Origin of the sequence: Brevibacterium sp. BRM-1, from assembly GCF_026802075.1 — a bacterium.
GTDB lineage: Bacteria > Actinomycetota > Actinomycetes > Actinomycetales > Brevibacteriaceae > Brevibacterium > Brevibacterium rongguiense.
The window spans coordinates 1,230,056-1,255,329 of record NZ_CP113788.1 but is presented as its reverse complement, the minus strand read 5'-3'; the positions used below and the strand labels follow the sequence as shown (position 1 = coordinate 1,255,329).

General features: G+C 71.5%; 23 protein-coding genes. 18 read left to right on the top strand and 5 right to left on the bottom strand.

The genetic code is table 11. The features are described from left to right. Positions 1-52 precede the first annotated feature (52 nt). Positions 53-1,561 carry a multicopper oxidase family protein gene (locus BRM1_RS05525; protein ID WP_030014536.1) on the top strand — a complete coding sequence of 503 codons (1,509 nt, stop codon included), beginning with the start codon at positions 53-55 and terminating at the stop codon, positions 1,559-1,561. Between the two features lie 322 nt (positions 1,562-1,883). Here the strand turns inward: BRM1_RS05525 and BRM1_RS05520 are convergent, their stop codons facing one another. Further along, on the bottom strand, positions 1,884-3,449 hold the full coding sequence (locus BRM1_RS05520; protein ID WP_030014534.1) for an MFS transporter: 1,566 nt from the start codon (positions 3,447-3,449) through the stop codon (positions 1,884-1,886). A 165-nt stretch (positions 3,450-3,614) separates the two neighbouring features. Between BRM1_RS05520 and BRM1_RS05515 the strand changes: the two genes are divergently transcribed. From BRM1_RS05515 to BRM1_RS14055, 4 genes are all read left to right on the top strand, one after another. Then, a complete protein-coding gene (locus tag BRM1_RS05515) occupies positions 3,615-4,247 on the top strand; it encodes a TetR/AcrR family transcriptional regulator (protein ID WP_268529097.1) in 633 nt (210 codons plus the stop codon). 121 nt (positions 4,248-4,368) lie between these two features. Continuing rightward, positions 4,369-4,740, top strand: coding sequence for an ArsR/SmtB family transcription factor (locus BRM1_RS05510; protein WP_047978437.1), 372 nt, complete (start codon positions 4,369-4,371; stop codon positions 4,738-4,740). Further along, positions 4,737-5,831 carry a cation diffusion facilitator family transporter gene (locus BRM1_RS05505; protein WP_082470087.1) on the top strand — a complete coding sequence of 365 codons (1,095 nt, stop codon included), beginning with the start codon at positions 4,737-4,739 and terminating at the stop codon, positions 5,829-5,831. Before BRM1_RS05510 ends, BRM1_RS05505 begins: the two co-directional genes overlap by 4 nt. A 223-nt stretch (positions 5,832-6,054) precedes the next feature. Beyond that, positions 6,055-6,405, top strand: coding sequence for a zinc finger domain-containing protein (locus BRM1_RS14055; protein WP_442864346.1), 351 nt, complete (start codon positions 6,055-6,057; stop codon positions 6,403-6,405). 74 nt (positions 6,406-6,479) lie between these two features. Here BRM1_RS14055 and BRM1_RS05495 read toward each other — a convergent pair whose 3' ends face one another. Beyond that, the gene (locus BRM1_RS05495; RefSeq protein ID WP_268529083.1) at positions 6,480-7,412 is read right to left on the bottom strand and encodes an Abi family protein; all 933 of its coding nucleotides are present in this window, start codon (positions 7,410-7,412) and stop codon (positions 6,480-6,482) included. 157 nt (positions 7,413-7,569) lie between these two features. Between BRM1_RS05495 and BRM1_RS05490 the strand changes: the two genes are divergently transcribed. Next, on the top strand, positions 7,570-7,782 hold the full coding sequence (locus BRM1_RS05490) for a zinc finger domain-containing protein (RefSeq protein ID WP_160952116.1): 213 nt from the start codon (positions 7,570-7,572) through the stop codon (positions 7,780-7,782). A 42-nt stretch (positions 7,783-7,824) separates the two neighbouring features. Here BRM1_RS05490 and BRM1_RS05485 read toward each other — a convergent pair whose 3' ends face one another. After that, the gene (locus tag BRM1_RS05485; RefSeq protein ID WP_268529080.1) at positions 7,825-8,736 is read right to left on the bottom strand and encodes a DMT family transporter; all 912 of its coding nucleotides are present in this window, start codon (positions 8,734-8,736) and stop codon (positions 7,825-7,827) included. Positions 8,737-8,823: 87 nt separating this feature from the next. Between BRM1_RS05485 and BRM1_RS05480 the strand changes: the two genes are divergently transcribed. The 9 genes from BRM1_RS05480 to BRM1_RS05440 all read left to right on the top strand — a co-directional run bounded on the left by BRM1_RS05480 (position 8,824) and on the right by BRM1_RS05440 (position 19,733). Then, positions 8,824-9,777: a LysR family transcriptional regulator gene (locus tag BRM1_RS05480; protein WP_268529076.1), complete on the top strand. Its 954-nt coding sequence runs from the start codon at positions 8,824-8,826 to the stop codon at positions 9,775-9,777. Positions 9,778-9,789: 12 nt separating this feature from the next. Next, entirely contained in the window at positions 9,790-13,353 is a 3,564-nt protein-coding gene (gene smc / locus BRM1_RS05475; RefSeq protein ID WP_268529073.1) for a chromosome segregation protein SMC, read from the top strand. Between the two features lie 167 nt (positions 13,354-13,520). Continuing rightward, positions 13,521-13,916, top strand: a complete 396-nt coding sequence (locus BRM1_RS05470) for a hypothetical protein (RefSeq protein ID WP_268529070.1) — start codon at positions 13,521-13,523, stop codon at positions 13,914-13,916. A 78-nt stretch (positions 13,917-13,994) separates the two neighbouring features. Beyond that, positions 13,995-15,191 carry a signal recognition particle-docking protein FtsY gene (ftsY, locus tag BRM1_RS05465; RefSeq protein WP_268529066.1) on the top strand — a complete coding sequence of 399 codons (1,197 nt, stop codon included), beginning with the start codon at positions 13,995-13,997 and terminating at the stop codon, positions 15,189-15,191. A 156-nt stretch (positions 15,192-15,347) separates the two neighbouring features. After that, complete coding sequence (locus BRM1_RS05460) at positions 15,348-16,796, top strand: ammonium transporter (RefSeq protein ID WP_268529064.1); 1,449 nt, start codon at positions 15,348-15,350, stop codon at positions 16,794-16,796. Then, on the top strand, positions 16,793-17,131 hold the full coding sequence (locus tag BRM1_RS05455; protein ID WP_268529062.1) for a P-II family nitrogen regulator: 339 nt from the start codon (positions 16,793-16,795) through the stop codon (positions 17,129-17,131). The genes BRM1_RS05460 and BRM1_RS05455 overlap by 4 nt, the downstream gene beginning before the upstream one ends. A 175-nt stretch (positions 17,132-17,306) precedes the next feature. Next, positions 17,307-18,893, top strand: a complete 1,587-nt coding sequence (gene ffh / locus BRM1_RS05450; protein WP_160953503.1) for a signal recognition particle protein — start codon at positions 17,307-17,309, stop codon at positions 18,891-18,893. Positions 18,894-19,047: 154 nt separating this feature from the next. Next, a complete protein-coding gene (gene rpsP, locus BRM1_RS05445; protein WP_268529059.1) occupies positions 19,048-19,500 on the top strand; it encodes a 30S ribosomal protein S16 in 453 nt (150 codons plus the stop codon). 2 nt (positions 19,501-19,502) lie between these two features. Further along, positions 19,503-19,733 (top strand): RNA-binding protein, encoded by a 231-nt coding sequence (locus tag BRM1_RS05440; protein ID WP_160953505.1) that lies wholly within the window; start codon positions 19,503-19,505, stop codon positions 19,731-19,733. A gap of 115 nt (positions 19,734-19,848) precedes the next feature. Here BRM1_RS05440 and BRM1_RS05435 read toward each other — a convergent pair whose 3' ends face one another. Continuing rightward, positions 19,849-21,510: an outer membrane protein assembly factor BamB family protein gene (locus BRM1_RS05435; RefSeq protein ID WP_268529058.1), complete on the bottom strand. Its 1,662-nt coding sequence runs from the start codon at positions 21,508-21,510 to the stop codon at positions 19,849-19,851. A gap of 5 nt (positions 21,511-21,515) precedes the next feature. After that, on the bottom strand, positions 21,516-23,147 hold the full coding sequence (locus BRM1_RS05430) for an outer membrane protein assembly factor BamB family protein (RefSeq protein WP_268529056.1): 1,632 nt from the start codon (positions 23,145-23,147) through the stop codon (positions 21,516-21,518). A 170-nt stretch (positions 23,148-23,317) separates the two neighbouring features. Here BRM1_RS05430 and rimM point away from each other — a divergent pair, with 170 nt between their 5' ends. The 3 genes from rimM (at position 23,318) to rplS (ending at position 25,245) form a co-directional block, all read left to right on the top strand. After that, entirely contained in the window at positions 23,318-23,812 is a 495-nt protein-coding gene (gene rimM / locus BRM1_RS05425) for a ribosome maturation factor RimM (RefSeq protein WP_160953508.1), read from the top strand. Beyond that, positions 23,812-24,690 (top strand): tRNA (guanosine(37)-N1)-methyltransferase TrmD, encoded by an 879-nt coding sequence (trmD, locus tag BRM1_RS05420; protein ID WP_268529051.1) that lies wholly within the window; start codon positions 23,812-23,814, stop codon positions 24,688-24,690. Before rimM ends, trmD begins: the two co-directional genes overlap by 1 nt. A gap of 213 nt (positions 24,691-24,903) precedes the next feature. Further along, a complete protein-coding gene (rplS, locus tag BRM1_RS05415) occupies positions 24,904-25,245 on the top strand; it encodes a 50S ribosomal protein L19 (RefSeq protein ID WP_160953510.1) in 342 nt (113 codons plus the stop codon). Positions 25,246-25,274: the final 29 nt, after the last annotated feature.

Genomic DNA, 25,274 nt, shown 5'->3' with positions numbered 1-25,274 from the left:
GCGGGCGCGATGTCGTGGTCCCGTTCACCATCGACACAGAAGGACATCACCCATGCATTCCACCCTGAATCGTCGACAGTTCCTGTCTGTCGGCGCATTGACGCTGACTGCCGCCGGCTTCGCCGGATGCAGCACCACCGCCACTAAGACAACCTCGTTCATTGGGTCCAGCAGCACCGCAGTCACTTCCGCGGAGGCGAAGCGCCGCCGCACCGGAACGATCGTGCGGCGTGCGCTGACCGCCGAGCCGGTCACCCTGGACCTCGGAGGGAAGACCGCCAAGACCTGGGCCTATCGGGGAGCGTCGGCGACCAAGCCGCTGCGCGGCAACGTCGGTGACTCCCTGAAGGTCGACTTCACCAACGACCTGCCCGATCCGACCAGCGTCCACTGGCACGGGCTGGCGCTGCGCAACGACATGGACGGAGTGCCGAGCCTCACCCAGGAGCCCATCGAGCCCGGTGGGTCGTTCGACTACGAGTTCACGCTGCCCGAGCCGGGCACGTTCTGGTTCCACCCGCATGTCGGCGTGCAGCTCGACCGCGGCCTGTATGCGCCGCTGATCATCGACGATCCGCACGAGAAGGGCGACTACGACCAGGAATGGGTGATCGTTCTTGATGACTGGCTGGACGGCGTCACCGCGACGCCCGACGAGGTCCTCGCCGAGCTCGAGAAGGGGATGATGGACCACGGCGGCATGGACATGGGGCCGATGCGGATGGGCAACACCCTGATGGGCGCGACCTCGCCGCTACTCGGCGGCGACGCCGGCGACGTCTACTACCCCCTCTACCTGATCAACGGCACGCCTGCGAACGACCCCCAGACCTTCACCGCCAAGCCCGGGGAGCGGATCAGGCTGAGGATCATCAACGCCGGCGGCGACACCGCCTTCCGCTTCGGGGTCGGCGAGCACCCGCTGACGATCACCCACACCGACGGATTCCCCGTCGAGGCCTTCGAGGCCGAGAGCGTCGTGCTCGGCATGGGGGAGCGCTACGACGCGATCATCACCGCCGGCGACGGCGCGTTCGCGGTCGTCGCCGAGGCCCTGGGGAAGCAGGACCAGGCCCTCGCCGTCCTGCGCACCGCATCGGGCAGCGCACCCGCGAAGGACACGACGCTGCCGCAGACGAAAAATCCCGCCACAGCGGCCGACCTCAGGGCAGCCGGCGAGGTCGCACTTCCCAAGCGCGGCGTCGACCGCACGCTCACCCTCGAGCTGACCGGAAGCATGGAAAAGTACGACTGGGCGATCAACGGCAAGCGCATGAACATGGACCAACCGATGCGCGACGCCCTCGGCATCGCCGACGGGGAGCGGGTCGCCCTCGAGTTCAAGAACTCGACGACGATGTGGCACCCGATGCACCTGCACGGGCACACCTACCAGCTTCCCGGCGGCGGGCCGCGCAAGGACACCTCGATCGTCCTGCCCGGCACGACGCTGCGCGTCGAGTTCGACGCCGACAACCCCGGGCGGTGGCTCACCCACTGCCACAACGTCTACCACGGGGAAGCCGGGATGATGACGACGATCGCCTACCAGGAGAACTGACGCATCAGGGCCGCGCACCTTACCGGGTGCGCGGCCCTGCGCCTCAATTGCGCGGACATGGCGTCTTCGTGACCCGGGGGAGACGGTCCGATGCCCCCGACGCGGCGCATCGGAACAGACAGTGCAGCACACGCCGCAACGTCGGTGAGTGTCGGACAGTGTCGATGGTGGTTCTGAGCGTGGTCATCGGGACTCCTTCGGCGTGTTTCGGCGGCATCGTCGCGGGACGGGTCAGCCGCCGTCTCGGCGTACCTGCGGCGGGTGTCGGCGTTCGTGTCCGGCGGACTCATCCGTCCGCCGGACACGAACGGTCGAGGATGCGTCACGACTCCTGAGCGGGCTCCTTCTCGGCGTCGACGTGAGCCTGCCCGGTGGGGCGGATGTGCCGCAGACCGATCGCGGCGATGAGCGCGGCAAGGGCGGCGATGATCGCGGAGGTGATCCCAGCGGCGTTCAGTCCGCTGGTGAACGCCTGCTGGGCCGCGGTCGTCAGTGCCTCTCCGACGTCGCCCGGCAGCTGTCCGGCGGCGGCGATGGCCCCGTCGATCCCGGTCTCGGCCGCGGCCGCCGCCTCCGGTGGCAGCCCATCGGGCAAGGAGTCGCTGATCTGGCTGCGATAGGCGGCGATCCCGATGCTGCCGATGACCGCGACACCGAGTGAGATGCCCAGGTCGTTGACGGTCGTCGCGAGCCCGGAGGCACCGCCGGCCTTCTCCGGCGGGACCGAGCTCACCACCAGGTCCGTGGTCAGCGCCATGGAGGGCGCGACCCCGGGGTAGGTGACGACGAAGCTCGCGATCACCAGCGCGAGACCGGTGACGGCGTCGAGCTGGGTGAACAGGATGTAGCCGACGACCTGGGTGAGCAGGCCCACGGCGATCACGTTGCCCGGCCGGAACCTCCGGGCGAGCATCGGCGAGAGGGTCGAGACGACGATGAGAACTGCCGCGGCAGGCAAAATCGACAGTCCGGCCTGCATAGGCGAGAGCCCTTGCACCTGCTGCAGGTACTGGGTGAACAGCGAATACACCCCACCCAGCGCCGCGGCCGAAAGAAGGAACACCGCGAGTGCTCCGCTGACGGTGCGGTTGGCAAACAGCCGGACGTCGAGCAGGGGCTGGGTCGCGCGCAGCTGCCGGATCACGAACCACAGCCCGACCAGTACTCCGGCGATCAGCAGGCCGATCGACGGGCCGGCCGGCTCCTGGGTGGCGAAGCGCTTGACGCCGTAGATGATGGCCAGCAGCGAAGCGACCAGAAGCAATGCGCTGAGCAGATCGATCTTCGCGGTCGGATCCTTGTGCTCAGGCAGCAGCAGCGGCGCGCCGATGGCCACCAGCGCCATCACGGGCACCGCGACCAGGAACGTCGCCTGCCAGCCGAAGACCTCGAGCAGCAGGCCGGACAGCAGTGGTCCGAGGGCGACACCGGCGAAGATCCCGCCGGCCCAGACGCCGATCGCGACGCCTCGCGCCTTCGGGTCGGCGAAGAGCACGAAGATCAGCCCCAGCGTGGACGGGAGCATCATGGCTCCTCCCACGCCGAGGATGGCGCGCCAGGCGATCATCAGCTCGGGACTGGTCGTCAACGCCGCAGCGATGGACACGATTCCGAACAGGACCGCGCCGATCACCATAAGCAGACGCTTGCCGATCCGGTCGCCGAGGACGCCCATCGCGACGAGGAATCCGGCCATGACGAACCCGTAGATGTCGAGAATCCACAGCAGCTGTGCGCTAGTCGGGTTCAGATCAGCAGCCATGTTCGGGGCCGCCAGGAACAAGATCGTCAGCATCATGAACAGCAGGGTCGACGGGATCACGAGGACCGCGAGCCCCCACCACTGCTTCGCCCCGGTCCGGGGTGCAGGTGCATTCGTCTCAGACATGGCGCACCTCCTTGTTCTGCGTCGTCGTTCTCATGGCTCCATTGGTCCATTCGTTCTCGACAGGGTTGTCACGGGCCGGGAGGCCCTCAGTCGAAGTCAAGCATCGGTGTACGACTTCTAACCGCTATACTAGCTCGTATATTCCCGTACGAGTTAGAGGTGGGTATGCCGAACGGAAAGGGCGCGGCCGGCGCTGGTGAACAGAAGCCGGTGCGGCGAGGAAAGATGGCCAACCAGAGGGCAGACGCCCAGCGCAATCGGGCGAAGATCCTCGCGGCGACGCCGGATGCGCTCAGGAAGGACCCTGATGCCTCCGTCGCCGGCATCGCCGCCGAGGCGGGGGTCGGTCGGATGACCCTCTATGGGCATTTCAAGACGCGTGCCGAGCTCATCGACGCGACCCTCGCCGACAGCCTGGAACGAGCCGAGGCCGTCCTGGCCGACGTGCCTCTCGACGGTGATCCGGGCCAGGCGTTCGAGGCCCTGATCGCCCCGAGCTGGATGCTCCTGGAGCACATTCGCGCCGTGCTCGTGGTGGCTCAGCGCGAGCTGCAGCCGGCCCGCATCCGCGAGATGCACGAGAAGGCCGAAGCCCGGATGCGGGGCCTTCTCGAGCGCGGCCAGCGCGAGGGCGTCTTCCGTGCGGATCTGCCTGTCGACTGGCTCCTCGCGGTCACTCACCTGACCATGAACGCCGCAGCCGAGGAAGTCACCGCCGGCCGGCTCGACAGAGATGACGCTGCCCGCGTCATCGTCGTCACCCTGCACTCTGCCTTCGCCGCCAACGATCACAACTGACCCGCCGAATCGCCGGCCAGGGCAATTCGTCGTCCTCGCGAGCCGAACGTGGGGCGGCCGGTGGCGTCTCGTGGGGCACTCATCGATGCGCACTTACGTTCGAGTATGCAATAATCTGCGTATGGACGCAGATAAGCAGATATGCGGGCTCGACCCCGACAGTCAGTACGTGGAACTTGCCGTCGAGGTGTTCGGGCTCCTCGCCGACGCGACCCGAGTCCGGATCGTCCTCGCGCTGCGTCGCAGCGACGAGCTGTCGGTGAACCACCTCGCCGAGAGCGTGGGCAAGTCGCCGGCCGCGGTGTCGCAGCACCTGGCGAAGCTGCGGATGGCCCGGATCGTGTCGACCCGGCAGGAGGGGCAGCGGGTGTTCTATCGGCTGGAGAACGAGCACGCCTCCCAGCTGGTGTCCGACGCGATCTTCCAGGCCGAGCACTCTGTCGCCAATGGGCAGGTCCCGGCACACCACCACGAGGAACGAGCAGAAGCATGACGGAGCACAGCCACGCCCATCCGCACGCTGACCACGAGCAGGAGAGCGGAGCGTCCGCGCACGATCACGCGGATCGTGATCACGGCCAGGACCACGGGCATACGCACGGTCATGGCCATTCCCATGACCACGGCGAGCACGGTCACTCCCACCCGACGGGGTTCAAGGGCTTCCTGTACGGGATCTTCGTCCCGCACTCCCACGACGCCGCCGACTCGATCGACGACGCGATGGAAGCCCACTCCGAGGGAATCCGCGCGCTGAAGATCAGCCTGGTGCTCATGCTGGCAACGACCGTGCTGCAGGCCGCCGTCGTCGCGTTCTCCGGATCGGTAGCGCTGCTGGCCGACACGATCCACAACCTCTCCGACGCCCTGACCGCGGTGCCGCTGTGGATCGCGTTCGTGCTGTCCCGTCGGGTCGCCACGCGGAAGTACACCTACGGCTTCAACCGGGCCGAGGACCTCGCCGGGCTGTTCATCGTCCTGATGATCGCCCTGTCGGCAGTCATCGCCGCTTGGGAGGCGATCGACCGCATGCTCAACCCCAGGCCCATGGAGAACATCGGCTGGGTGATCGCCGCCGGCATCATCGGCTTCCTCGGCAACGAGGCGGTCGCGGTCTACCGCATCCGCGTGGGCAGGAAGATCGGCTCGGCCGCCCTGGTCGCAGACGGCATCCACGCCCGCACCGACGGATTCACCTCTCTGGCCGTCGTGGCCGGCGGGATCGGCGTGCTGCTCGGCTTCCCGCTCGCCGACCCGATCGTAGGCCTGCTGATCTCGGCCATGATCGCGGTGCTGCTGGTCGGTACCGTGCGCTCGGTCGGCCGACGGCTGATGGATGGCGTCGAGCCGGAGCTCGTCGACCGCGCCGAGCACGCCCTGGAGCATCTGGCCGAGGTCGAGTCGGTGGAACGGGTGCGGATGCGCTGGGTCGGGCACAGGCTCCATGGCGACGCGCTCGTCCGCACCTCCGCGACGAGCCTCTCCGACGCCGACCGGCTGGCCGCGGAGGCGGAGAGTTCGGTGAAGCAGCACATGCCGAATGTGGATGAGATGTCTGTCCGAGTGGCCCCGGTCTGGCGGTGACTGGCTCCGTCATGCGGCTGGTCGTTTAGGAGCGGCTCGTATGCATCTCCTTCTCGAGACGAGACCGATGCCCCGCGATCATGCGAGGGCCGGTCTCAGAAAACTGTCCAGTTAGGGCGAGCGTCCAAGGCGGGCTACAGGAGGCGACGACCGGCAGGTGTTGAAGATCTGGAGGAGCGCCGACGCCCGAAGAGGAGTGGCTCGACGTCGCCGCCGCGGCCGAATGCCTCCATTGAAGCGCCCGGACCGCCCCGGCGACTCACCTCAGTATCATGGTCTTCAACGCGTGCTGCCCTGCTGGATTGGGAGTGCGAGTCGAGTGCCGATTCATTCGCGAGTCGACTGGCGACTCGACTCGCTTGTGAGTGAACGTCACAAACTTGTCGAGTCGGGTTACTTCGAGCGCTCGCTGGCCGTCTACGGCCGGGCGGGCGAGCCGTGCCGGCGCTGCGGTGCGCCGATCCGACGGCTGACCGTGGCCGGGCGCACCACGCACGTCTGCCCGCGCTGCCAGCCGGCGCAGCGGCTGCGCGGAGGGCCTCGGTGGCGCGCTGTTCAGTTCCCATCGAGGTGAGCGAGGAGCACGCGGACGCGGACGTCGATGGCGTCGCGGATGGCGGCAGCGCCTTCGGGAGCCGGTTGCAGGCGTCAGCCTCGCCAGAGCTCGATCGACTCCCAATCGCGTGGCACGCCCATCGACTCGACCGTCAGGGCGTGCGAGCTCGGGAACCTCCGCAGCAGCGCTGTCAGTTGTTGCGCCCAGTCGGAGCTGGGGTCGATGATCGGCAGGAGATACGCAATGACGGCGAGGGCGCTGTAGGTGCCGAAGACGCCCTTCGCCGTCGCCTCATCACGCAGGTGGTCGAGGATAGGGACTTGCCCGACCTGGGGGCGGGCCGGTGCGTACTGGAGCTTCCTGTTGAACAGGCGGGAGTGGTGCGCCGCGACGTTGCGGACGTAGTTCAGGCTGGCCAACCAGCTGCTCATGATGCGCTTAGTCGGTAATCCGAACGCCAGGGCGATCTCCTCGGCGTCCTGCTGGTTCATCCCCCGATAGAGGACTGAGAGGTGGCCCAGCTCGAGGATCTCGGTGAGCGCCCAGACCGGCATCCGATCGTCGTACTTCTCCCGGAAGTGCTTGACGAACTGCTCGTCCGAGCGGATCTTCCTCTCGTTGACACGCCGAAGCCATTGCGCGTGCTTGCTCGGCGCGGGATCCCCCGCGTCGGTGCTCTCGCCGGTGAAGGACTCAGTGAAACAGGCGGGGTCCTCGTAGGCGAAGGGGGACCTTCGGCCAAGCACGTATCCGATCCGCATTCGGGCGGCGACTTCGATGCGCTCGGCGCCGTCCATGACGAGCAAGCGCAGGCGTCGGTCGAAGTCGATGAGGTCCTCGGCGTGCTGCAGCGTTGTGCCGGTCCTGTAGTCGCTGAGCACGCGGACCTGCACGCGACCTTCGTCGTCGATGTCATCCTCGGACTCACGGAACGGGTAGAGGTAGCCGGTGAGGCGGTAGTAGCCGACCGCCTGGCGGACCGACGCAGCCCGGGCGTGGTCTTCGATCTCGACTCCATGCCTCATCAGTCGATCGATCTGTTCGTCGACGGACAGCCACGACTTCGCGTACTCGGCCATGCTCCTCCCCGGGAAAGAAAATCAGCCCGCGCCTTGCGGCAGCGGGCTGATCATGATGGTGCAAGCTTAGCACGGAGCAGAGGCGAGGCTCCGTAGTCTGTGGATGGCCGCCGGTTCTGCGGAGTTTCGATGCGCCGGGACCTGCGCACGAGTCGAGTGCCGTTCGGAGTCGGGCTACTTCGAGCGCTCGCTGGCCGTCTACGGCCGGGCGGGGGAGCCGTGCCGGCGGTGCGGCACGCCGATCCGGCGGCTGACCGGGGCAGGTCGCGCCTCGCACGTCTGCCCGCGCTGCCAGCCGGTGCAGCGGCTGCGGTGAGCGCGGCCGACGTCGCCGCGGGCAGGGCTCGCAGCCTCGCTCCTACGCTACGCGCACGCGCCTGCGCCGCGCCGGCAGGGACATGAGTGCCACGGCACCCACGGTCAGCGCCATGCCCGCGTACTGGAGCGCGCCCAGCTGCTCGTGCAGCACGAGGCGGCCCATGACGATGCCGGACAGCGGCTGGAGGAGCAGCACGGTGGCCGCGAGGTCCGCGGGCAGGCGCACCGTCCCCATGCCGATGAAGACGAAGGAGAGGAACTGGCCGCCGAACGCCACGGCCACGAGCCAGCCCCACGAGGCGCCCGGCATGTGCATCGCGATCGTGCCGGTGACGAGCCCGAACAGGCCGATGACGGTCGCCGCGGAGCCCGTGCCCAAGGCCACCGGGGCGAAGATGCGCCGTCGGTCGAGCTTCGTGGCCCGGCGGTTGCAGTAGAGGTATCCCGCATACAGGCCGCCGGCGGCCACGCCGAAGACCGTGCCGCGCACGGGACTGTCCGCCTGCAGTGCGCGCGTGCCGATCCCGCCCGTGAGCGCGAGCCCGGCGAGCATGACGGGAAGCGCCAGGAAGAACCGCGGGCGCAGCCGCTCGCCCTCGATGAGGCGGGCCAGCAGCGGGTAGACGATGACCTGCGAGCCGATGAGCACGGTGGCGACCGCTGCGCCCGTGTCCAGGATCGACTGCGTCCACATGAGGTAGTCGCACGCGAGGAAGACCCCGGAGCCCAGGGCCCACCGACCCGCCCCGGGCCACAGGCGGCCCAGGCGGCGGTACTCGAGGGCGCCGCAGATCGCCAGGGGGATGAGCGCGAGCGCGCAGCGGTAGAACGCGGCGGTGACGGCGCCCTGCCCGGAGAGCCGGATGAACGTCGAGGAGGCGCCCACGAGCGCGCACCCCAGCACCGTGATCGCCAGGGGCGCGAACAGGCGCTCGCCGGTGGAAGTCTGCATGCCTCCCATTCTGACCGTCGGGACAGATAAGGTCTATTGAATAGAAGTGAACGAAATTCTTCAGTTGGCCTATGCAAAGGGGTGCCCATGAGCGGCCGAACGCCCGCCCGGCGCGAGCTGCACAACTGGGATCGGCTGCGCGTCTTCGCCGAGGTCAGCCGCACAGGCTCCGTGGCCGGTGCCGCCGAGGCCCTGGGCGTCACGGCGCCCGCGGTCTCCCAGCAGCTGCGCCGCCTGGAATCCGAGCTCGGCACGCGCCTCGTCGAGCCCATGGGCCGCGGGATCGTGCTCACCTCCGCCGGCCATCGCGTGGCGCGCGAGGCCCGCGGCATGGCCCGGGCGCTCGGCGAGCTCGTGCGCGCCCTGCCCGCCCTGGCGGGGGAGGCGGCCGGTCCTGTGCGCATCGGCGCCCCCATGAGCGTGCTGGCGCCCCTCCTCGCCCCGGCGCTGGCGCGCCTCCAGACCACCCACCCGGACCTCGAACCGCAGCTCGTGGACGGTGAGGCCTCGGACTTCCTCGCCCGCCTGGCCGACTACGGCCTCGACGCCGCGATCGTCGAGCGCTGGCCCAGCGACGCCCCGCAGCCCAGCCGTGGGCTCGCGGAGCGCGCCCTGCTGCGCGAGCCGGTGCACATCGTGGTCCCGCAGCGCCTCGCGGCCCCGGAGCCGCGCTCGCTGCGCGAGGCGCTCGCGGGGCTCGGCGAGACCCCGTGGGTGGTCTGCCCGCCGGGCAGCGGGGCGCTCGAGACCCTCCGCCAGCTCACCCGCGCCCACGGCCGGACCGCGCGCATCGCCCACCTCATCAGCTCGTATCCCGCCCAGCTGGAGCTCGTCGCGGCGGGGCTCGCGTGCGCGCTCGTGCCCGCCTCGGCCGCCGAGTGCGCGCCCGGCACACACCGCCTGGCGGTCGACACCGGCATCGAGCGGACCATCGGCCTCCTCACCCGTGCGGGGGACGACCGCCATGCCGTGACGGCGCTCGTCGATGCCCTGGCGGCCGGTGGTGCGGAACCGGCCGCGCCTACGCCACCGCCCCCGTAAACTGGGCCCACCATGTTCCTCAAGACCCTCACGATGCGCGGCTTCAAGTCGTTTGCCTCCGCGACGACCCTCGCGCTCGAGCCGGGCATCACCTGCGTGGTGGGTCCCAACGGCTCCGGGAAGTCCAACGTCGTGGACGCGCTCGCGTGGGTCATGGGGGAGCAGGGCGCGAAGAACCTGCGCGGCGGCAAGATGGACGACGTCATCTTCGCCGGCACCGCCAAGCGCCAGGCGCTGGGCCGCGCCGAGGTATCGCTCACGATCGACAACACCGACGGCGCGATCCCCATCGACTACACCGAGGTGACGATCTCCCGCACGCTGTTCCGCACCGGCGGCAGCGAATACGCGGTCAACGGCTCGCCCGCCCGGCTGCTCGACATCCAGGAGCTGCTCAACGACTCCGGGCTGGGCAAGGAGATGCACGTCATCGTCGGCCAGGGCCGCCTCGACCAGATCCTCCACGCGGATCCCCTGGAGCGCCGCGGGTTCATCGAGGAGGCCGCGGGCGTGCTCAAGCACCGCCGCCGCAAGGACAAGGCGCTGCGCAAGCTCACCGGGCTGCAGGCCAACCTCGACCGCCTCCTGGACCTGCGCCAGGAGCTCGCCCGCCAGCTGGGCCCGCTGGGCCGCCAGGCCAAGGCCGCCAAGCGCGCCGCCGGCGTGCAGGCCACGCTGCGCGACACCGCCGCCCGCCTGCTCGCCGACGACATCGTCCAGGCCCAGGCGCGCCTCGAATCCGACCCGCAGACGGCCGACCGAGGCGAGCGGCGCGCACAGCTCGAGACCCGGGTCGCAGAGGCAGACCAGGCCATCGCCGCCGCCGAGGCCCAGCTCAAGGGCCACGAGGCCGAGGTCGAGGAGCTCGGCACCGCGCTGCGCGCCGCCGGTGCCCAGGCCGCCCGCGCCCGCGCGCTCGCCCAGCGCGCCGGCGACCGGGTGGAGTTCCTGCGCGCCCAGCCGCTCGAGTCGACGGGCAAGGACAGTCCCGAGGCGCTGGCCCAGCGCGCCGAGCGCTTCGCCGCCGAAGCCCAGGACGCGCAGGCCGAGCGCGCCGAGCGCGAGGAGGCGCTGGCCGCCCTCACCGCGGACAGGGAGGCCGCCCAGCAGGAGCTGCGCGCCGCAGAGGACGCGCTCACCCGCCGCCGCGCCCAGATCGCCGCCCAGGTGAGAGAGCGCGCGGAGCTCGAGAGCTCGCGCACCGTCGCCCAGCGCGCCCTCGACGACGCCGGCACCACCGCGGCCGCCCTCGACGAGCGGGCGACCGCACTCGAGGGCGATCTCGCGCGGGTGCGCGAGCGCCTTTCCGCGGCCCAGGCCGCCGCGGCCGCGCAGGAGGAGGGCGAGACCGCACTCGACGCAGCCCACGAATCCGCGCTCGCCGCAGCGGATGCCGCCGCCGCCGCCCTCGCGGACTGCGATGACGCCCGCGCCCGCCACCGTGCGGAGGCCGACCGGCTCACCGCGCGCGCCGAGGCCCTCGAGCTGGCCGCCCGCCTGGCCGCGGCCACCGAGGACCTGCTGGCCGCAGGCGTCCCCGGTGTGCGCGCGCCCCTGGGCGAGCTCGTCGCGATCGCCCCGGGCTACGAGGTGGCGCTGGCCGCCGTGCTCGGCGAGCTCGCCGCTGCGGTCGTCGTCGACGGCATGGGCGCCGCGGCCCAGCTGCTCGGCGCCGTGGGTGCCGACGCCGACATCGACCTCCTCGTCCCCGCCCCCGCCGCCGGCCCGGAGTCCGCGCCCGCCTCCGAACCGGCCGCACCCACCCCGCCCGCGCCGCCCACCGCCGCCGATGCGCTGACCGGCTCCGAACCCATCCCGGCCCGCGCGCTCCTCGCCGCGGACGACCCTGCCCTCGGCCGCCTCCTCGACGCCCAGCTGGCAGACGTCTTCGTCTGCGCGGACCTCGACACCGCGCTGAGCGCCGCCCTCGCGCGCCCGGGCGCGACGTTCGCCGCGCTGGGCGGCGAGGTCGTGCGACCCCACCGCCTCACCCGCGCCGGCGCCGGCGAGGGCGCCCGCCTGGCCGCCCGCACCGCGCTGAACGAGGCGCACGCGGACCTCGAAGCCGCGAGCGCGGACCTCGCCGCCCTCGACGCACAGCGCCCCGCGCTGGCCGAGCGCGCCCAGGCGGCCCAGGCGGACGTGGACACCGCCCTCGCCGCCCTCCACGAGTCCGACGCGCAGATCCTCGCAGCTGGGCAGGAGGTGGCGCGCGCGGCCGAGGCCCTCGAGCGCCTTGAGGCCGAGGCCGCGACGCTCGCGCAGCGCCGCGAGCGCGCCCGCGCGGCCGCCGCCGAGGCGCACGAGGCGCTGGCCGCCCTGCCCGCCCGGCCCGCGGAGGACGCGGCCCCCGAGGAGCCGGACACCTCCGCCCGCGACGCGGCCGCCGCGCGGATCTCCGAGCTGGGCGAGCAGGTCATGGAGGCCCGCATCGCCCTGCGCGCCGTGCAGGACCGCGAGCGGTTCCTCGGCGACAGGGTCGCCTCGCTGCGCCGTCAGGCCCAGGCCGAGGAGGCCGCGCGCGAGCGCGCGCAGGCCGCCCACGCCGAGCGCGCCCGGCGCGCTGACCGGACGCAGGCGCTGGGTGCGATCGCGGCCGACCTCGCCGCGCACCTCGGCGGGGCGGAGGCCCAGACCGAGGAGCGGCTGGCCCGCTCGCGCAGCGCCCGGCGTGAGCTCGAGGAGGGCCTGACCGCCCAGCGCGCGGAGCGCGCCGCCGCCGCCGGTGAGCTCGCGGAGCTCACGAGCGCCGAGCACGAGGCCAGGCTGGCCCGCGAGCGCTTCGTCCTCCAGCTCGAGGAGCTCGGCCGCCGCGCCAGCGCGGAGATCGGGCTGTCCGCCGAGCACCTCGTCGAGCAGTTCGGCCCGCACCTGCCCGTGCCCCTCGAGGACGGTCAGGCGCCCTTCGTGCGCAGTGAGGTGCAGGCCCGCCACGCGAAGGCCGAGCGGGACCTCAAGGGCATCGGCAAGGTCAACCCGCTCGCCCTCGAGGAGTACGCCGCCCTGCAGGAGCGCCACGACTTCCTGGAGAAGCAGATCAACGACATCGAGGACGGGCGCCGAGACCTCATGGGCCTGGTCAAGGAGGTCGACCGGCACGTCGAGGAGGTCTTCGCCGCGGCGTTCGCGGACACCCAGCGGGAGTTCGAGCACATCTTCGCCCGGCTGTTCCCGGGCGGGGAGGGGGCGCTGACCCTCACGGACCCGGACGACATGCTCGCCACCGGCGTGGATGTCCACGCCCGCCCGGCCGGCAAGAAGGTCAAGCGGCTCTCCCTGCTCTCCGGAGGGGAGCGCTCGCTCGTGGCCGTCGCGATGCTCGTGGCGATCTTCAAGGCCCGCCCCAGCCCGTTCTACGTCATGGACGAGGTCGAGGCCGCGCTCGACGACCTCAACCTCTCCCGCCTGCTCACCGTCTTCCGCGAGCTGCAGGAGTCCAGCCAGCTCATCGTCATCACCCACCAGAAGCGGACCATGGAGATCGCCGATGCGCTCTACGGCGTGACGATGGGCGGCGACGGCATGTCGAAGGTGATCTCCCAGCGGCTCTCTCACGGAACTGACGCAGAAGCGTAATGGGATCTTGATGCCGCATCCGGCCCGTCGGGACCGGTGCGGGGGAGCGCAGCCGATACGATTGTCCGAGTCCGCCGCGCGCCCACCCCTCCCGTACCCCGCGCGCGGCGCAACGATGTGAGGAGCACCGCGCCCATGCCGGCACCCAACCTGCGAACGAGGACGCCATGGGCGTAGGCGGCCTCCTCGTCATCGTCATCGGGCTGGGCATCATCGTGGCGATCGGCGTCGTCATCGTCCTGCTCGTCGCGCTGCCCGGCCTGCGCTCCGAGGGCAGGCTCGGCCCCTCCCAGGGCACGCAGCGCTTCCGCCTGCCGCAGCACTGGACCGGCTACGACGACGATGTGCACGGGTTCTTCGGCGGCGACGACGAGACCTCCCACCTCGCCACCCGCGAGCAGGCGGCCGTCACCGCCATGCGCGAGCACTCCTACGCGCTGCGCCCCCAGCCGCGCCGCCACGCCGCGCCCAGCCTGCTCACCCTGCGCCCGCGCACCCGGCACTGGAAGGTGCCGGAGACCGGCACCGGCCTGCGCACGGCGCTCGGCCTGCTCTTCAAGTAGGCCGCGCGCGGCCGGCGCCGCCCCGGCCCCGCGCAGCCAACGACCGACCACCGCGAAGCCAACGACTAGGAGTCCGACGTGGATCCGCTCAGCCTCATCGTCCTCGGCGCCCTCGCCGTCATCATCGCCGTCATCCTCTCCCTGGGCCTGCGCGGGCCCTCGGCGTCCGCGAAGGCGGCGCGTCAGGCCGAGGCCGAGCGCCGCGCCGCCGAGCCTGTCTCCACCGAGCCCGGCTCCCGGGGCGAGGGGGCGGGTGCCTCGGGCGCGGGCGACGACGCGGAGCCGGCGGCCCCGAGCGCGACCGGCGAGCACCTGAGCGAGCGGCCGGCGGAGACCCCCACGGCCCCGGCGACCCGGCTGGGCCGCCTGCGCGCGCGCCTGGCGAAGTCGAACTCCGCCCTGGGCCGCGGCCTGCTCGCCCTGCTCTCCCGTGACACCCTCGACGAGGCCACGTGGGAGGAGATCGAGGACACGCTCATCATGGCCGACCTGGGCGTCGACACGGCCGGCGAACTCGTCGAGGCGCTGCGCGAGCGCGTGCGCGTCATCGGCACCCGCGACCCGGAGACGGTGCGCCAGCTGCTGCGCGAGGAGCTCATCCGCGTCGTCGACCCGAGCATGGACCGGGAGCTGGCCGTGGCGGGACCCGACGGGGAGCCCGCGGTCGTGCTCGTCGTGGGCGTCAACGGCTCGGGCAAGACGACGACCGTCGGGAAGATCGCCCGCGTGCTCGTGGCCGAGGACAAGGACGTCGTGCTGGGCGCCGCGGACACGTTCCGCGCCGCCGCCTCCGAGCAGCTGACGACGTGGGGCGAGCGCGTGGGCGTCGAGACGATCCGGGGCCCCGAGGGCTCCGACCCCGCCTCCGTGGCCTACGCCGCTGTCGAGGCGGGCAAGGGCAGCGGCGCCGACGTCGTCCTCATCGACACCGCCGGGCGCCTGCAGAACAAGCGCGGGCTCATGGACGAGCTCGGCAAGGTCAAGCGCGTGGCCACCCGCCCGCTGTCCGAGGGCCACCGCATCGACGAGGTCCTCCTCGTGCTCGACGCCACGACCGGTCAGAACGGCATGAAGCAGGCGCAGGTGTTCGCGGAGGTCGTCGACATCACCGGCATCGTGCTCACGAAGCTCGACGGCACCGCCAAGGGCGGCATCGTCGTCGCCGTGCAGCGCGAGCTGGGCGTGCCGGTCAAGCTCATCGGGCTGGGCGAGGGCGCCGACGACCTGGCGCCCTTCACCGCCGAGGGCTTCGTCGACGCGCTGCTCGAGGGCTGAGGCGCGGGGCGCGTCTCAGTGCGCGGACGGGGGCGTAACACAGTATTCACGCCCGCGTGACCGGCGTTACATCCCCGAAACGAAACCCGACACGCTGCGTAACACCCATTCGCGAGACTGCTGTGCATTCCGCACCTCAAGCGAAGGGGAGGGCACATGCAGCCCGATGATGTGTGGACCCTGGTCAGCGGCGTCTGGATGATGATCGCCGCGGCCCTGGTCCTGTTCATGACGCCAGGCGTCGCGTTCTTCTACGGCGGCATGACGCGCGCCAAGTCAACGCTCAACATGATGATGATGAGCTTCTCCGCGATCGCGGTCGTGGGCGTCGTCTGGGTGCTCTGGGGCTACTCGATGGCCGCGGGCTCCGAGGGCGTCGCCGGGCTGTTCGCCAACCCCTTCGAGTACTTCGGGATGTCGCAGCTGCTGGGCTCCTCGGACCTCATCGCGGCCGGCTTCTCCGGCACGTTCGCGATCATCACGGTCGCCCTCATCTCCGGCGGCATCGCCGACCGCACGAAGTTCTCCGCCTGGCTCGTCTTCTGCGCCGTGTGGGCCACCCTCGTCTACTGCCCGCTGGCCTACATGGTCTGGGGCGGCGGCCTGCTGAGCGAGGACGGCTGGTTCGGCCAGACGTTCGGCGCCCCCATCGACTTCGCCGGCGGCACGGTCGTCCACATCAACGCGGGCGTCGCCGCCCTCGTCCTCGCGCTCATCCTGGGCAAGCGCACCGGCTTCGGCAAGGACCCCGCCCAGCGCCCCCACTCGATCCCGTTCGTCATGCTCGGCGCCGCGATCCTGTGGTTCGGCTGGTTCGGCTTCAACGTGGGCGCGGGTTCGAGCCTCGAGGAGATCGGCCTCATCTTCATCAACACCGTGGCCGCCCCCGGCGCCGCGCTCATCGGCTGGCTGGCCGTCGAGTGGCTGCGCGACGGCAAGCCCACCTCGCTCGGCGGCGCCTCGGGCATCGTGGCGGGCCTCGTCGCGATCACCCCGGCGTGCGCGAACGTCACCCCGCTGGGCGCGCTCGCGATCGGCCTGCTCGCCGGCATCGCCTCCGCGTTCGCGGTGGGCCTCAAGTTCCGCCTCGGCTACGACGACTCGCTCGACGTCGTGGGCGTCCACCTCGTCTCCGGCATCGTCGGCACCGTTCTCATCGGCTTCTTCGCCGCCCCCGTCAGCGAGGACGCCGCCCTGGGCCTGCTCTACGGCGGCGACGGCTCACAGCTGCTCGCCCAGGTCATGGCGGCGCTGTTCTCCATCGTCTTCACCGGCGTCATGACGCTCATCATCGGCCTGGCCATCCACAAGACGATGGGCATGCGGGTCACCCGCGAGGCCGAGGACGAGGGCGTGGACATCACCGAGCACGCGGAGACCGGCTACGAGTTCGGCGGCCTGGGCGTGGGCGGCGCGTTCAGCCCGCACCACCCGGGCGGCGGCTCCGCCTCGGAGCGCATCGCCGCGGCCAGCGCAGCCGATCCCGCGGCCCACCGCGGGCAGCCGGCGGCCGACGCGGGCTCGGAGTCCCACGTGGGGGAGCCCGGGTCCACCCGGCGGGGCACGGTTGACAGCGACCGCGAAGTGGAGACGATCGGATCATGAAGCTCATCACCGCCATCATCCGGCCCAACGCCCTGGAGACCGTGCGCGCGGCGCTCGAGGACTTCGGCGTGCAGGGCATGACCGTCTCCGAGGCCAGCGGCTACGGCCGCCAGAAGGGCCACAAGCAGGTCTACCGCGGCGCCTCGTACTCCGGGGGCCTCGTCGCCAAGCTGCGCCTCGAGGTGTTGTCCTCCGATGCCGACTCCCAGGCGATCGTCGACGCGATCCTCGCCGCCGCCTCGAGCGGCAAGCCCGGCGACGGCAAGATCTGGGTCGTCGACGTCGCCGAGGCGGCACGGGTCTCCGACCGCTCCACCGGCGACGCGGCGATCTGAGCCGCGCGCCGCGCATCCCCCATTCCCCATCCCCACCGCCGCCGAGGTGCGGGCCGAGCGCGACTCGGTTCGCACCTCGGCGGCGGTGCGCGCCCGCCCGAGCGCACCCGGCGGGCGCACACGCGGGCTTGGTATCCTGGGCGGTGCCCGCCGCCCCTTGAGCGAAAGCTGCCACGTGTTCAACTCCCTCTCCGATCGGCTGACGACGACCTTCAAGAACCTGCGCGGCAAGGGCAGGCTCTCCGAGGCCGACGTCGACGCCACCATCCGCGAGATCCGCCGCGCGCTGCTCGACGCCGACGTCGCGCTGCCCGTCGTGCGCGCCTTCACCGGCCGCGTGCGCGAGCGCGCGCTCTCCGCCGAGGTCGCCCAAGCCCTCAACCCGGGCCAGCAGGTCGTCAAGATCGTCAACGACGAGCTCATCGGGATCCTGGGCGGCGAGACCCGCCGCGTGCACTTCGCCAAGCGCCCGCCCACGGTCATCATGCTCGCGGGCCTGCAGGGCGCCGGCAAGACGACGCTGGCCGGCAAGCTCGCCCACTGGCTCAAGGCCGACGGCCACCGCCCCATGCTCGTCGCGGCGGACCTGCAGCGGCCCAACGCGGTCAACCAGCTCGAGGTCGTCGGCTCGCGCGCCGGTGCCTACGTCTACGCCCCTGAGCCCGGCAACGGCGTGGGCGATCCCGTGCAGGTGGCGAAGGACTCGATGGAGGTGGCGAAGTCCAAGCTCTACGACGTCGTCATCGTCGACACCGCCGGGCGCCTGGGCATCGACGAGGAGCTCATGCGCCAGGCCGCGGACATCCGCGCGGCCGTGGACCCGGACGAGGTCCTCTTCGTCATCGACGCGATGATCGGCCAGGACGCTGTGGCCACCGCGGAGGCCTTCCAGCAGGGCGTCGACTTCACCGGCGTCGTGCTCTCCAAGCTCGACGGCGACTCGCGCGGCGGCGCGGCGCTGTCCGTGGCCGAGGTGACAGGCAAGCCCATCATGTTCGCCTCCACCGGCGAGGGCATGACGGACTTCGAGCAGTTCCACCCCGACCGCATGGCCGACCGCATCCTCGACATGGGCGACATCCTCACGCTCATCGAGCAGGCCGAGCGCACCTTCGACAAGAAGGAGGCGGAGAAGCTCCAGAAGAAGGTCGAGGCCGGCGAGGACTTCGACCTCAACGACTTCCTGTCGCAGATGGCCGCGATCAAGAAGATGGGCTCGCTCAAGAAGATGATGGGCATGATCCCGGGCATGAGCCAGTACCGGGAGCAGCTCGACAACTTCGACGAGCGCGAGGTCGACCGCATCGAGGCGATCGTGCGGTCCATGACCCCGCAGGAGCGGGCGAACCCCAAGCTGCTCAACGGCTCGCGGCGCGCCCGCATCGCCAAGGGCGCCGGCACCACGGTCACCGCGGTCAACCAGCTCATGGAGCGCTTCTCTCAGGCCCAGAAGATGATGCGCCAGATGCGCAGCGGCGGCGGCGGGATGCCCGGCATGCCGCAGATGCCCCAGATGCCCGGCGGCGCCGGGCGCCCCGCACGCGGGAAGAAGAAGCCCGCGGGCAAGAAGAAGGCCGCGGGCAAGTCGGGAAACCCCGCCAAGCGGGCGGAGGAGGCCAAGCAGGCCCAGCTGCGCCGCGAGGGCAAGGCGCCCAGCAAGCAGGGGGCCGCGTTCGGCGGAATCGACCTGGACGAGGGCGAGTTCGACCTGTCCAAGCTGCCGAAGGGCTTCGGCGGCATGGGCTCGAGTGGCGGGCGCTGACGCTCTCTGGCACAATGATCGTTTGTACTCGGCTGTCCGCGGGACCCTCTCAACCCGCTGCGCAGTCCAGTTGGCACGATGCGCACCGGACGCTTCCGTCCCCACAGACGCAGGTGGGCATCGAACACTAGTTTCAAAAGGAGACACCACTACAGTGGCAGTCAAGATTCGCCTCACCCGCATCGGCAAGGTGCACGCCCCGTTCTACCGCGTTGTCGTCGCCGATTCGCGCACCCGCCGCGATGGCCGCGTCATCGAGGAGATCGGCAAGTACCAGCCGCTCGCGAACCCGTCGGTCATCGAGATCGACTCGGAGCGCGCGCAGTACTGGCTCTCCGTGGGCGCACAGCCCTCGGACCAGGTCCGCACGCTGCTCAAGCTCACCGGTGACTGGCAGAAGTTCACGGGTGAGGGCGACGCGGAGAACAAGGTCAAGGGCCAGCCCGCGAAGTCCGAGTACGAGGCGCCCGCCGCCAAGTCGGTCATCAAGGAGGTTGTCGTTCCGGACAACACCGCCGATGACGAGGTCCAGGAGGCCGCAGAGCAGGCCGAGGACATCGCCGACGAGAAGCTCGCCGAGGCCGACGCGGAGAAGGCCGAGGCCTGAGCGTGCTCGCCAATGCGCTTGCCCACCTCGTGCGCGGCATCGTCGACTACCCCGACGACGTCGACGTGCGCGACCGCAACTCCAACCGCGGGCGCACCCTCGAGGTCCGCGTGCACCCGGAGGACCTGGGCCGCGTGATCGGCCGGGCCGGGCGCACCGCGAAGGCCCTGCGCACCGTCATCGGCGCCGTGGCCGGTGGCGAGAACGTGCGCGTGGACCTCATCGAGGTCTGAGCGGCAAGCCGCAGAAAGGGGGCCGGATCCAGCTGGATCCGGCCCCCTTTCGCGTGCGCGGGGCGGTCTTGCGCGCGGGCGCGGGCGGGCTTGCGCGCGCGGGCCCGCGTGCGGGTCAGCCGTGCTGGACGGCGCGCAGTCGCGAGGTGCTCTTCTCCGCCGCGTCGATCTTGAGGTCGAGGAAGTCGCCGGCGCCGGTGACCATCCCGATGCTCGCGCGCTGCGGCGCGCCGGACGCGCCCGCGGTGGCGGACCCGGTCGCCTGCTCCGTCCACGCGACTTCGCCGGTCTGGGCGCTCAGGCCGATGACGGTGCCCAGCGTGGCGATCTGGAGTTCGTCGACACCGGGCACGTAGCGCATGGCCGGTGCGGGATCGTCCGCGCCGTCGGCGTCTCCGTCGGCGCCGGCTGCCGAGGCGCTCGCGCCGCCGCCGGCGCGCCCGAGGGCGGCCGTGAGGTCGGCCTTCTTCAGCTGCCATGCCGTCTCACCGGTCGCGGCATCGACGGCCTCGACGGCGGCCTCCTTGCCCAGGAGCGCCACGAGGGGCGACTTCCCCTCGCGGGGGATGAGCGGATCGCCGAACGAGGTCGCGGCGCCGTCCCCGGCATCGGCGTAGTCGCCCTCCTCGGGGACGGGAGCGGGATGCTCCCAGGGGTCCGGCAGCGTCACCGGGAGTGCGGCGTCCGCTGCTGCGAGCAGGGCGCCGCGGTAGACATTGCGGCCGCGGCCCTGCGGCAGTGCGATGCAGTAGATGTAGCCCTGGGCGCTCACCGCGGTGGTCGCCGGGCACGGGGGCTGGGCGCCCGTCGACGTCATCGTGACCGCGCCCGTCTTCCCGGATTTTCCTGCATTCGCGGGGTTCCACTCATCGACGTGGACCATGAGCGTGGTCTGTTCGGCTCCGTCCGCGCTGTAGTCGAGGACGTAGTCGCGGGCGCCGAGCGCGCGCAGGTGGACCCTCTCGCCCGGGGTGTAGCCGCGCGCGGTCAGCGAATCCTGCCCGCCGCTCACGAGCGGGGCGTCGCTCGTGTGCCCGGTCGCCGCCTCGGTGACGCTCAGCCCGGGGTAGCCGCGGTGGGAGACGATGCGGGCCACGCCGGTCCCGTCCGCGGTGGCCACCGCCGTGTCGATGACATTGATGGAGCCGTCCTTGGCGGCCCATGCCCGCTTGCCGGACGCGCGGTCGATGCCCACGAGCGTCGTGATGTCCGGCAGCGAGGAGTTGGAGCGGTCCGTGCACGCGCTCGGCGGCGCGGAGAGCTCCTCCCCGTTGGCGTCCTCGGAGCCGTAGGAGAGGACGAGGGGATTGTCGCCGCTGAGCAGGGGGTGGGTGCGCGAGGCGCTCACGAGCGTGAAGTGGTCGGCCGGCGCACAGCGGTCGATGCTCGCGGCGTCGAAGGTCCAGGCCCGGTTGCCGCTCTCCCAGTCCAGGGCGGTGACGCTGCCGTTGGGCAGCTGCGCATAGATGCGGTCGGCGTCCGCCACGACGACGGGCTCGTAGGTTCCCACCATCTTGACCTTGGGCAGGTCCCACTTCTTGCCGCCGGAGGCGTCGTAGACCGCGAGCCGCTGGGTCTCGTCGTTCTTCAGCACGACGAGACCGTCCTTGGCGGTGACGATCGAGGAGGCGAAGGGCAGGTCGATCCACTCGCCCCAGTGGGGCTTCGCCCCGGGGCTGCCGTGGTCCCCGGGAGGGGCGCCCGGCAGGAGCGAACAGCCGGCAAGAGCGATGGCGGCCGCGGCGCTCACCGCTACGGCAGTGCGGCGGACAGCCACCGCCCTCACTGCGCGACCACCGCTCGCACACGCGAGGACGAAGCCCCGGTGCCGGCGTCATCGACCTTGACGTCGATGAAGCCGCCGTACCCGGTGACCATGCCGATCGCCCCGCCCTTCATCGCCTCACTCCACTTCACCCTGCCGGTCTTCGCATCGAGGCCGATCACGCTGCTGCCCAGTGCGATCTGCACCTCGTCGACCCCGGGCACGTAGCGCGGTGTCAGGGCCGCCTCGGTGCTGGACTCGGCGTCGGAACTCGGCGCGGCCGTCGCGAGCGCACTGCGATCGGCGCTCCAGACGGACTTGCCCGTCGTGAGGTCGAGGGCCTGCAGCCCGCCGCCGGCCGGCACCGCGACGAGCGCAGCGGCGCCGTCGCGCGGGATGACGGGATTGCCGAATGAGGAGGGCCCGCCGTCGTCCCCGCCGCCGTCGTCCCCGCCGCCGCTGTCCTCGGCCGAGGCGTCCTCCCCGGCGGCGGACGAGAGTTCGTGCTTCCACGGCTCGCCCTTGTTCTCGCCCACCTGCTGGTCGGGTCCTGCCAGGAGCTTGCCCCAGACGGCCGTCGTCCCAGAGCCGGGGAGGTCAGGTCCGAGGAGGCAGTACACGTAGCCCTGCTCGCTCGTGTGCACGCTGTACTCGCAGCCCGGCGACTCCGGGATCGGGTCGATTGTGACCGAACCCGCGGAGCTGGACCCCTGCGCAGCCCACGTCTTGACGGTCACCTCCGTGGTTTCGAGCCCACCGCCCACGGGATCGGAGTCGGCGCTGGCGTCCTGTGCGTAGAAGCGGCTGCCGCCCTCGGGGATGACCTGGACATGGCCGCCGGGCTCGAATCCGTACCCGTTGAGGCCCGTGAGCTCGGCGGTCTCCGTCTTGCCGCTGTCGAGCGCGGTCCGCTGCAGGGCCGGGTAGCCGTGGTGGTAGACGACGCGCGCCAGGGACGTGCCGCCGGGCACCGGCACCGCCTCGCCCAGATCGGTGCCAGCGCTCTCCTTCGACCGCCACGTCTCCTTCCCCGTGCCGCGGTCGATGCCGATGACGGTGGCGAGGTCCGGGCTGCTCGCCGCGGATTCCCCCTCGCACCCCGCGGGCAGATCGACGCTCCCACCGTCGCTGGCCCGCCCCGTGGTCTCGTCGTAGCCGGGGCGCAGCTGCGGCTCGCGCGAGAGCACGAGCGGTTCGGAGCCCTCGAGCATGGGAGAGCGCCGGGCGGCGCCGACAAGCGACAGGTGGTCCGCGGGAACGCACCGGTCCGCGTCCCTCGTGCGAAACACCCACTTCTCCTTGCCGTCGGCCCAGCCGAGTGCTGCGATGGAGGAGTCCGCGCGCTGGACGTAGACGGTATCCGCGTCGGCCTGGACCAGCGGTGCGCTGTCGTGCACGAACCGCGGGGCGGGGAGGTCCCACTGCTTCTCGCCGCGGGCGTTGTAGACCGCCGCGGTCTTCTTCTCCGCGTTGGCGATGACCGCGAGCCCCGGCTTCGCCACGACGACCGTCGTGATCCCGGGGAGGTCGAACCACTCACCCCACTGCGCCGCAGCGCTCTGGGTGGCTCCCGCGCCCGGGTTGCCACCGGGGATCGGGATCATGCTGCAGGCGCTCAGCGCCAGAGCCGAGGCCGTTGCGATGGCCACGGCAGAGCAGCGGCGCAGGGCACCGGCGCGCGGCGCCCGCGGGGGGAAAGTGGTGTGCACGTGGGTGTCCCTTCTCGAGGCCTTGCGGTTCGTCGTCCGCTTCTCGAAGCATATGCGCAACCCCCTGACTTGCGGGGATGCGTTCGGCACCGGACCGCTAGGCTTGCCCCATGAGCCACGTTGTCGCCCGCCTGGGCAAGCCGCACGGAATCCGCGGCGAGGTCACCGTCGAGGTGCGCACCGACGATCCCGACGAGCGCTTCGTGCCCGGCGCGGTGTTCTCCACCGAACCGGACATCGGAGAGCTCACGCTCGCGCGCGCCCGCTGGCACCGCGACCGGCTGCTGCTGACCTTCGACGAGATCCCGGACCGCAACCGTGCCGAGGAGGTCCGCAACACCCTCATCGGCGTCGACGCCGAAGCCGATGAGGCCGAGGACGCCTGGCTGATCGAGGACCTCGTGGGCGCGCAGGCGATCCGTGCGGGCGAGGTCGTAGGCGAAATCGCCGACGTCACCACCGGCGCCGCCCAGGACCTGCTCCACCTGCGCCTGCCAGACGGCCGCGAGGTGCTCGTCCCGTTCGTCGAGGCGCTCGTGCCGGTCGTCGACCTCGAGGCCCGCCGCGTGGAGATCGATCCGCCGGACGGGCTGCTGGAGGGCTGATGCGCATCGACGTCGTCTCGATCTTCCCCGAGTACCTCGCCCCCTTGCGCCTCTCCCTCATCGGCCGGGCGATCGCCGATGGCGCCCTCGACCTGCGGGTGCACGACCTGCGCGACTGGACGCACGATCGGCACCGCACCGTCGACGACACCCCCTACGGCGGCGGTGCGGGCATGGTCATGCGCCCTGAGCCGTGGGGGGAGGCGCTCGACGCGCTGCTGGATGCGCACGGCGCGGAGTCCGCCGGGACCACGGACTCCGCCGACGGCGGTGCCGCCGGCGCCGCCGGTGGTGCGGCCACCGGTGAGACTGCCGGGGACCGCCCGGTCGTCCTCGTGCCCTCGCCCGCCGGGGTCCCCTTCACCCAGGCCCAGGCCGCAGAGCTCGCCCAGCGCAGCCGGCTGCTCTTCGCCTGCGGGCGCTACGAGGGCATCGACCAGCGCGTCGTCGAGGAAGCGAGTGCGCGCGCCGAGGTGCGCATGGTCTCGATCGGCGACTACGTCCTCAACGGCGGCGAGGTCGCGGCCATGGTCATGATCGAGGCGATCGCCCGCCTCATCCCGGGCATCATCGGCAATCCGGAATCCCTGGCCGAGGAGAGCTACGAGGACGGGCTGCTCGAATACCCCGTGTACACGAAGCCCGCGCAGTGGCGGGGCCGCGAGGTCCCGGAGGTCCTCCTCTCCGGCAATCACGGCGCGATCGCGCGCTGGCGCCGCGACCGCCGCCTCGAGCGCACCGCGCGCGTGCGCCCCGACCTCCTCGCGGCCCTCGAGCCGGAGCTCAGCGCCGCGGACCGCGCGGTGCTGGCCGCACTCGCCGAGACCTCGGCTCCGGAGGCCGCCGGGCGACTGGCAGCGCCGGGCGCAATCGACTAAACTCGGGCCTTGCGTTTGCTGGTTCCCGCCTGCCTCGGAGGGCGGAGGGCCTGCGGCCCTGCCGACCGGTCGACACCGGCCGCCCGCGCCGCGGCGGCTCACCGAGCCGCAGCCACAGGGGCGCTTGCGCCCCGGCAGACGAACCGCCACCCCGGCCACCGGCCGGAATGACCTGCGCTGTGCCGATCCGAGGCGCTGCAGCGGGAGTGAGATATGCAGAAGCTTGATGTCGTCGACCAGAAGTCGATGAAGACCGACGTCCCGGATTTCCGCCCCGGTGACACCCTTAACGTCCACGTCCGCGTGGTCGAGGGCAACCGCGAGCGCATCCAGGTGTTCAAGGGCGTCGTCATCCGCCGCCAGGGCCACGGCGTCCGCGAGACGTTCACGGTCCGCAAGATCAGCTTCGGTGTGGGCGTCGAGCGCACCTTCCCGGTGCACTCGCCGATCATCGAGAAGATCGAGGTCCTCACCCGCGGCGATGTCCGCCGCGCGAAGCTGTACTACCTGCGCAGCCTGCGCGGCAAGGCAGCGCGCATCAAAGAGAAGCGCTGAGCTGTCCGAACCGCAGCCCCCGAAGGGCG

What these genes read in the sequence shown, in the direction of transcription:
- BRM1_RS05460 (WP_268529064.1), top strand. Translation starts at nt 15,348, where the DNA reads ATGCAGCCCGATGATGTGTGGACCCTGGTCAGCGGCGTCTGGATGATG.
- rplS (WP_160953510.1), top strand. Translation starts at nt 24,904, where the DNA reads ATGCAGAAGCTTGATGTCGTCGACCAGAAGTCGATGAAGACCGACGTC.
- BRM1_RS05495 (WP_268529083.1), bottom strand. Translation starts at nt 7,412, where the DNA reads ATGAGGCATGGAGTCGAGATCGAAGACCACGCCCGGGCTGCGTCGGTC.
- BRM1_RS05515 (WP_268529097.1), top strand. Translation starts at nt 3,615, where the DNA reads ATGCCGAACGGAAAGGGCGCGGCCGGCGCTGGTGAACAGAAGCCGGTG.
- BRM1_RS05485 (WP_268529080.1), bottom strand. Translation starts at nt 8,736, where the DNA reads ATGCAGACTTCCACCGGCGAGCGCCTGTTCGCGCCCCTGGCGATCACG.
- smc (WP_268529073.1), top strand. Translation starts at nt 9,790, where the DNA reads ATGTTCCTCAAGACCCTCACGATGCGCGGCTTCAAGTCGTTTGCCTCC.
- rimM (WP_160953508.1), top strand. Translation starts at nt 23,318, where the DNA reads ATGAGCCACGTTGTCGCCCGCCTGGGCAAGCCGCACGGAATCCGCGGC.
- BRM1_RS05480 (WP_268529076.1), top strand. Translation starts at nt 8,824, where the DNA reads ATGAGCGGCCGAACGCCCGCCCGGCGCGAGCTGCACAACTGGGATCGG.
- trmD (WP_268529051.1), top strand. Translation starts at nt 23,812, where the DNA reads ATGCGCATCGACGTCGTCTCGATCTTCCCCGAGTACCTCGCCCCCTTG.
- BRM1_RS05520 (WP_030014534.1), bottom strand. Translation starts at nt 3,449, where the DNA reads ATGTCTGAGACGAATGCACCTGCACCCCGGACCGGGGCGAAGCAGTGG.
- BRM1_RS05505 (WP_082470087.1), top strand. Translation starts at nt 4,737, where the DNA reads ATGACGGAGCACAGCCACGCCCATCCGCACGCTGACCACGAGCAGGAG.
- BRM1_RS05510 (WP_047978437.1), top strand. Translation starts at nt 4,369, where the DNA reads ATGGACGCAGATAAGCAGATATGCGGGCTCGACCCCGACAGTCAGTAC.
- BRM1_RS05455 (WP_268529062.1), top strand. Translation starts at nt 16,793, where the DNA reads ATGAAGCTCATCACCGCCATCATCCGGCCCAACGCCCTGGAGACCGTG.
- BRM1_RS05490 (WP_160952116.1), top strand. Translation starts at nt 7,570, where the DNA reads ATGGCCGCCGGTTCTGCGGAGTTTCGATGCGCCGGGACCTGCGCACGA.
- BRM1_RS05470 (WP_268529070.1), top strand. Translation starts at nt 13,521, where the DNA reads ATGGGCGTAGGCGGCCTCCTCGTCATCGTCATCGGGCTGGGCATCATC.
- BRM1_RS14055 (WP_442864346.1), top strand. Translation starts at nt 6,055, where the DNA reads ATGCCTCCATTGAAGCGCCCGGACCGCCCCGGCGACTCACCTCAGTAT.
- BRM1_RS05525 (WP_030014536.1), top strand. Translation starts at nt 53, where the DNA reads ATGCATTCCACCCTGAATCGTCGACAGTTCCTGTCTGTCGGCGCATTG.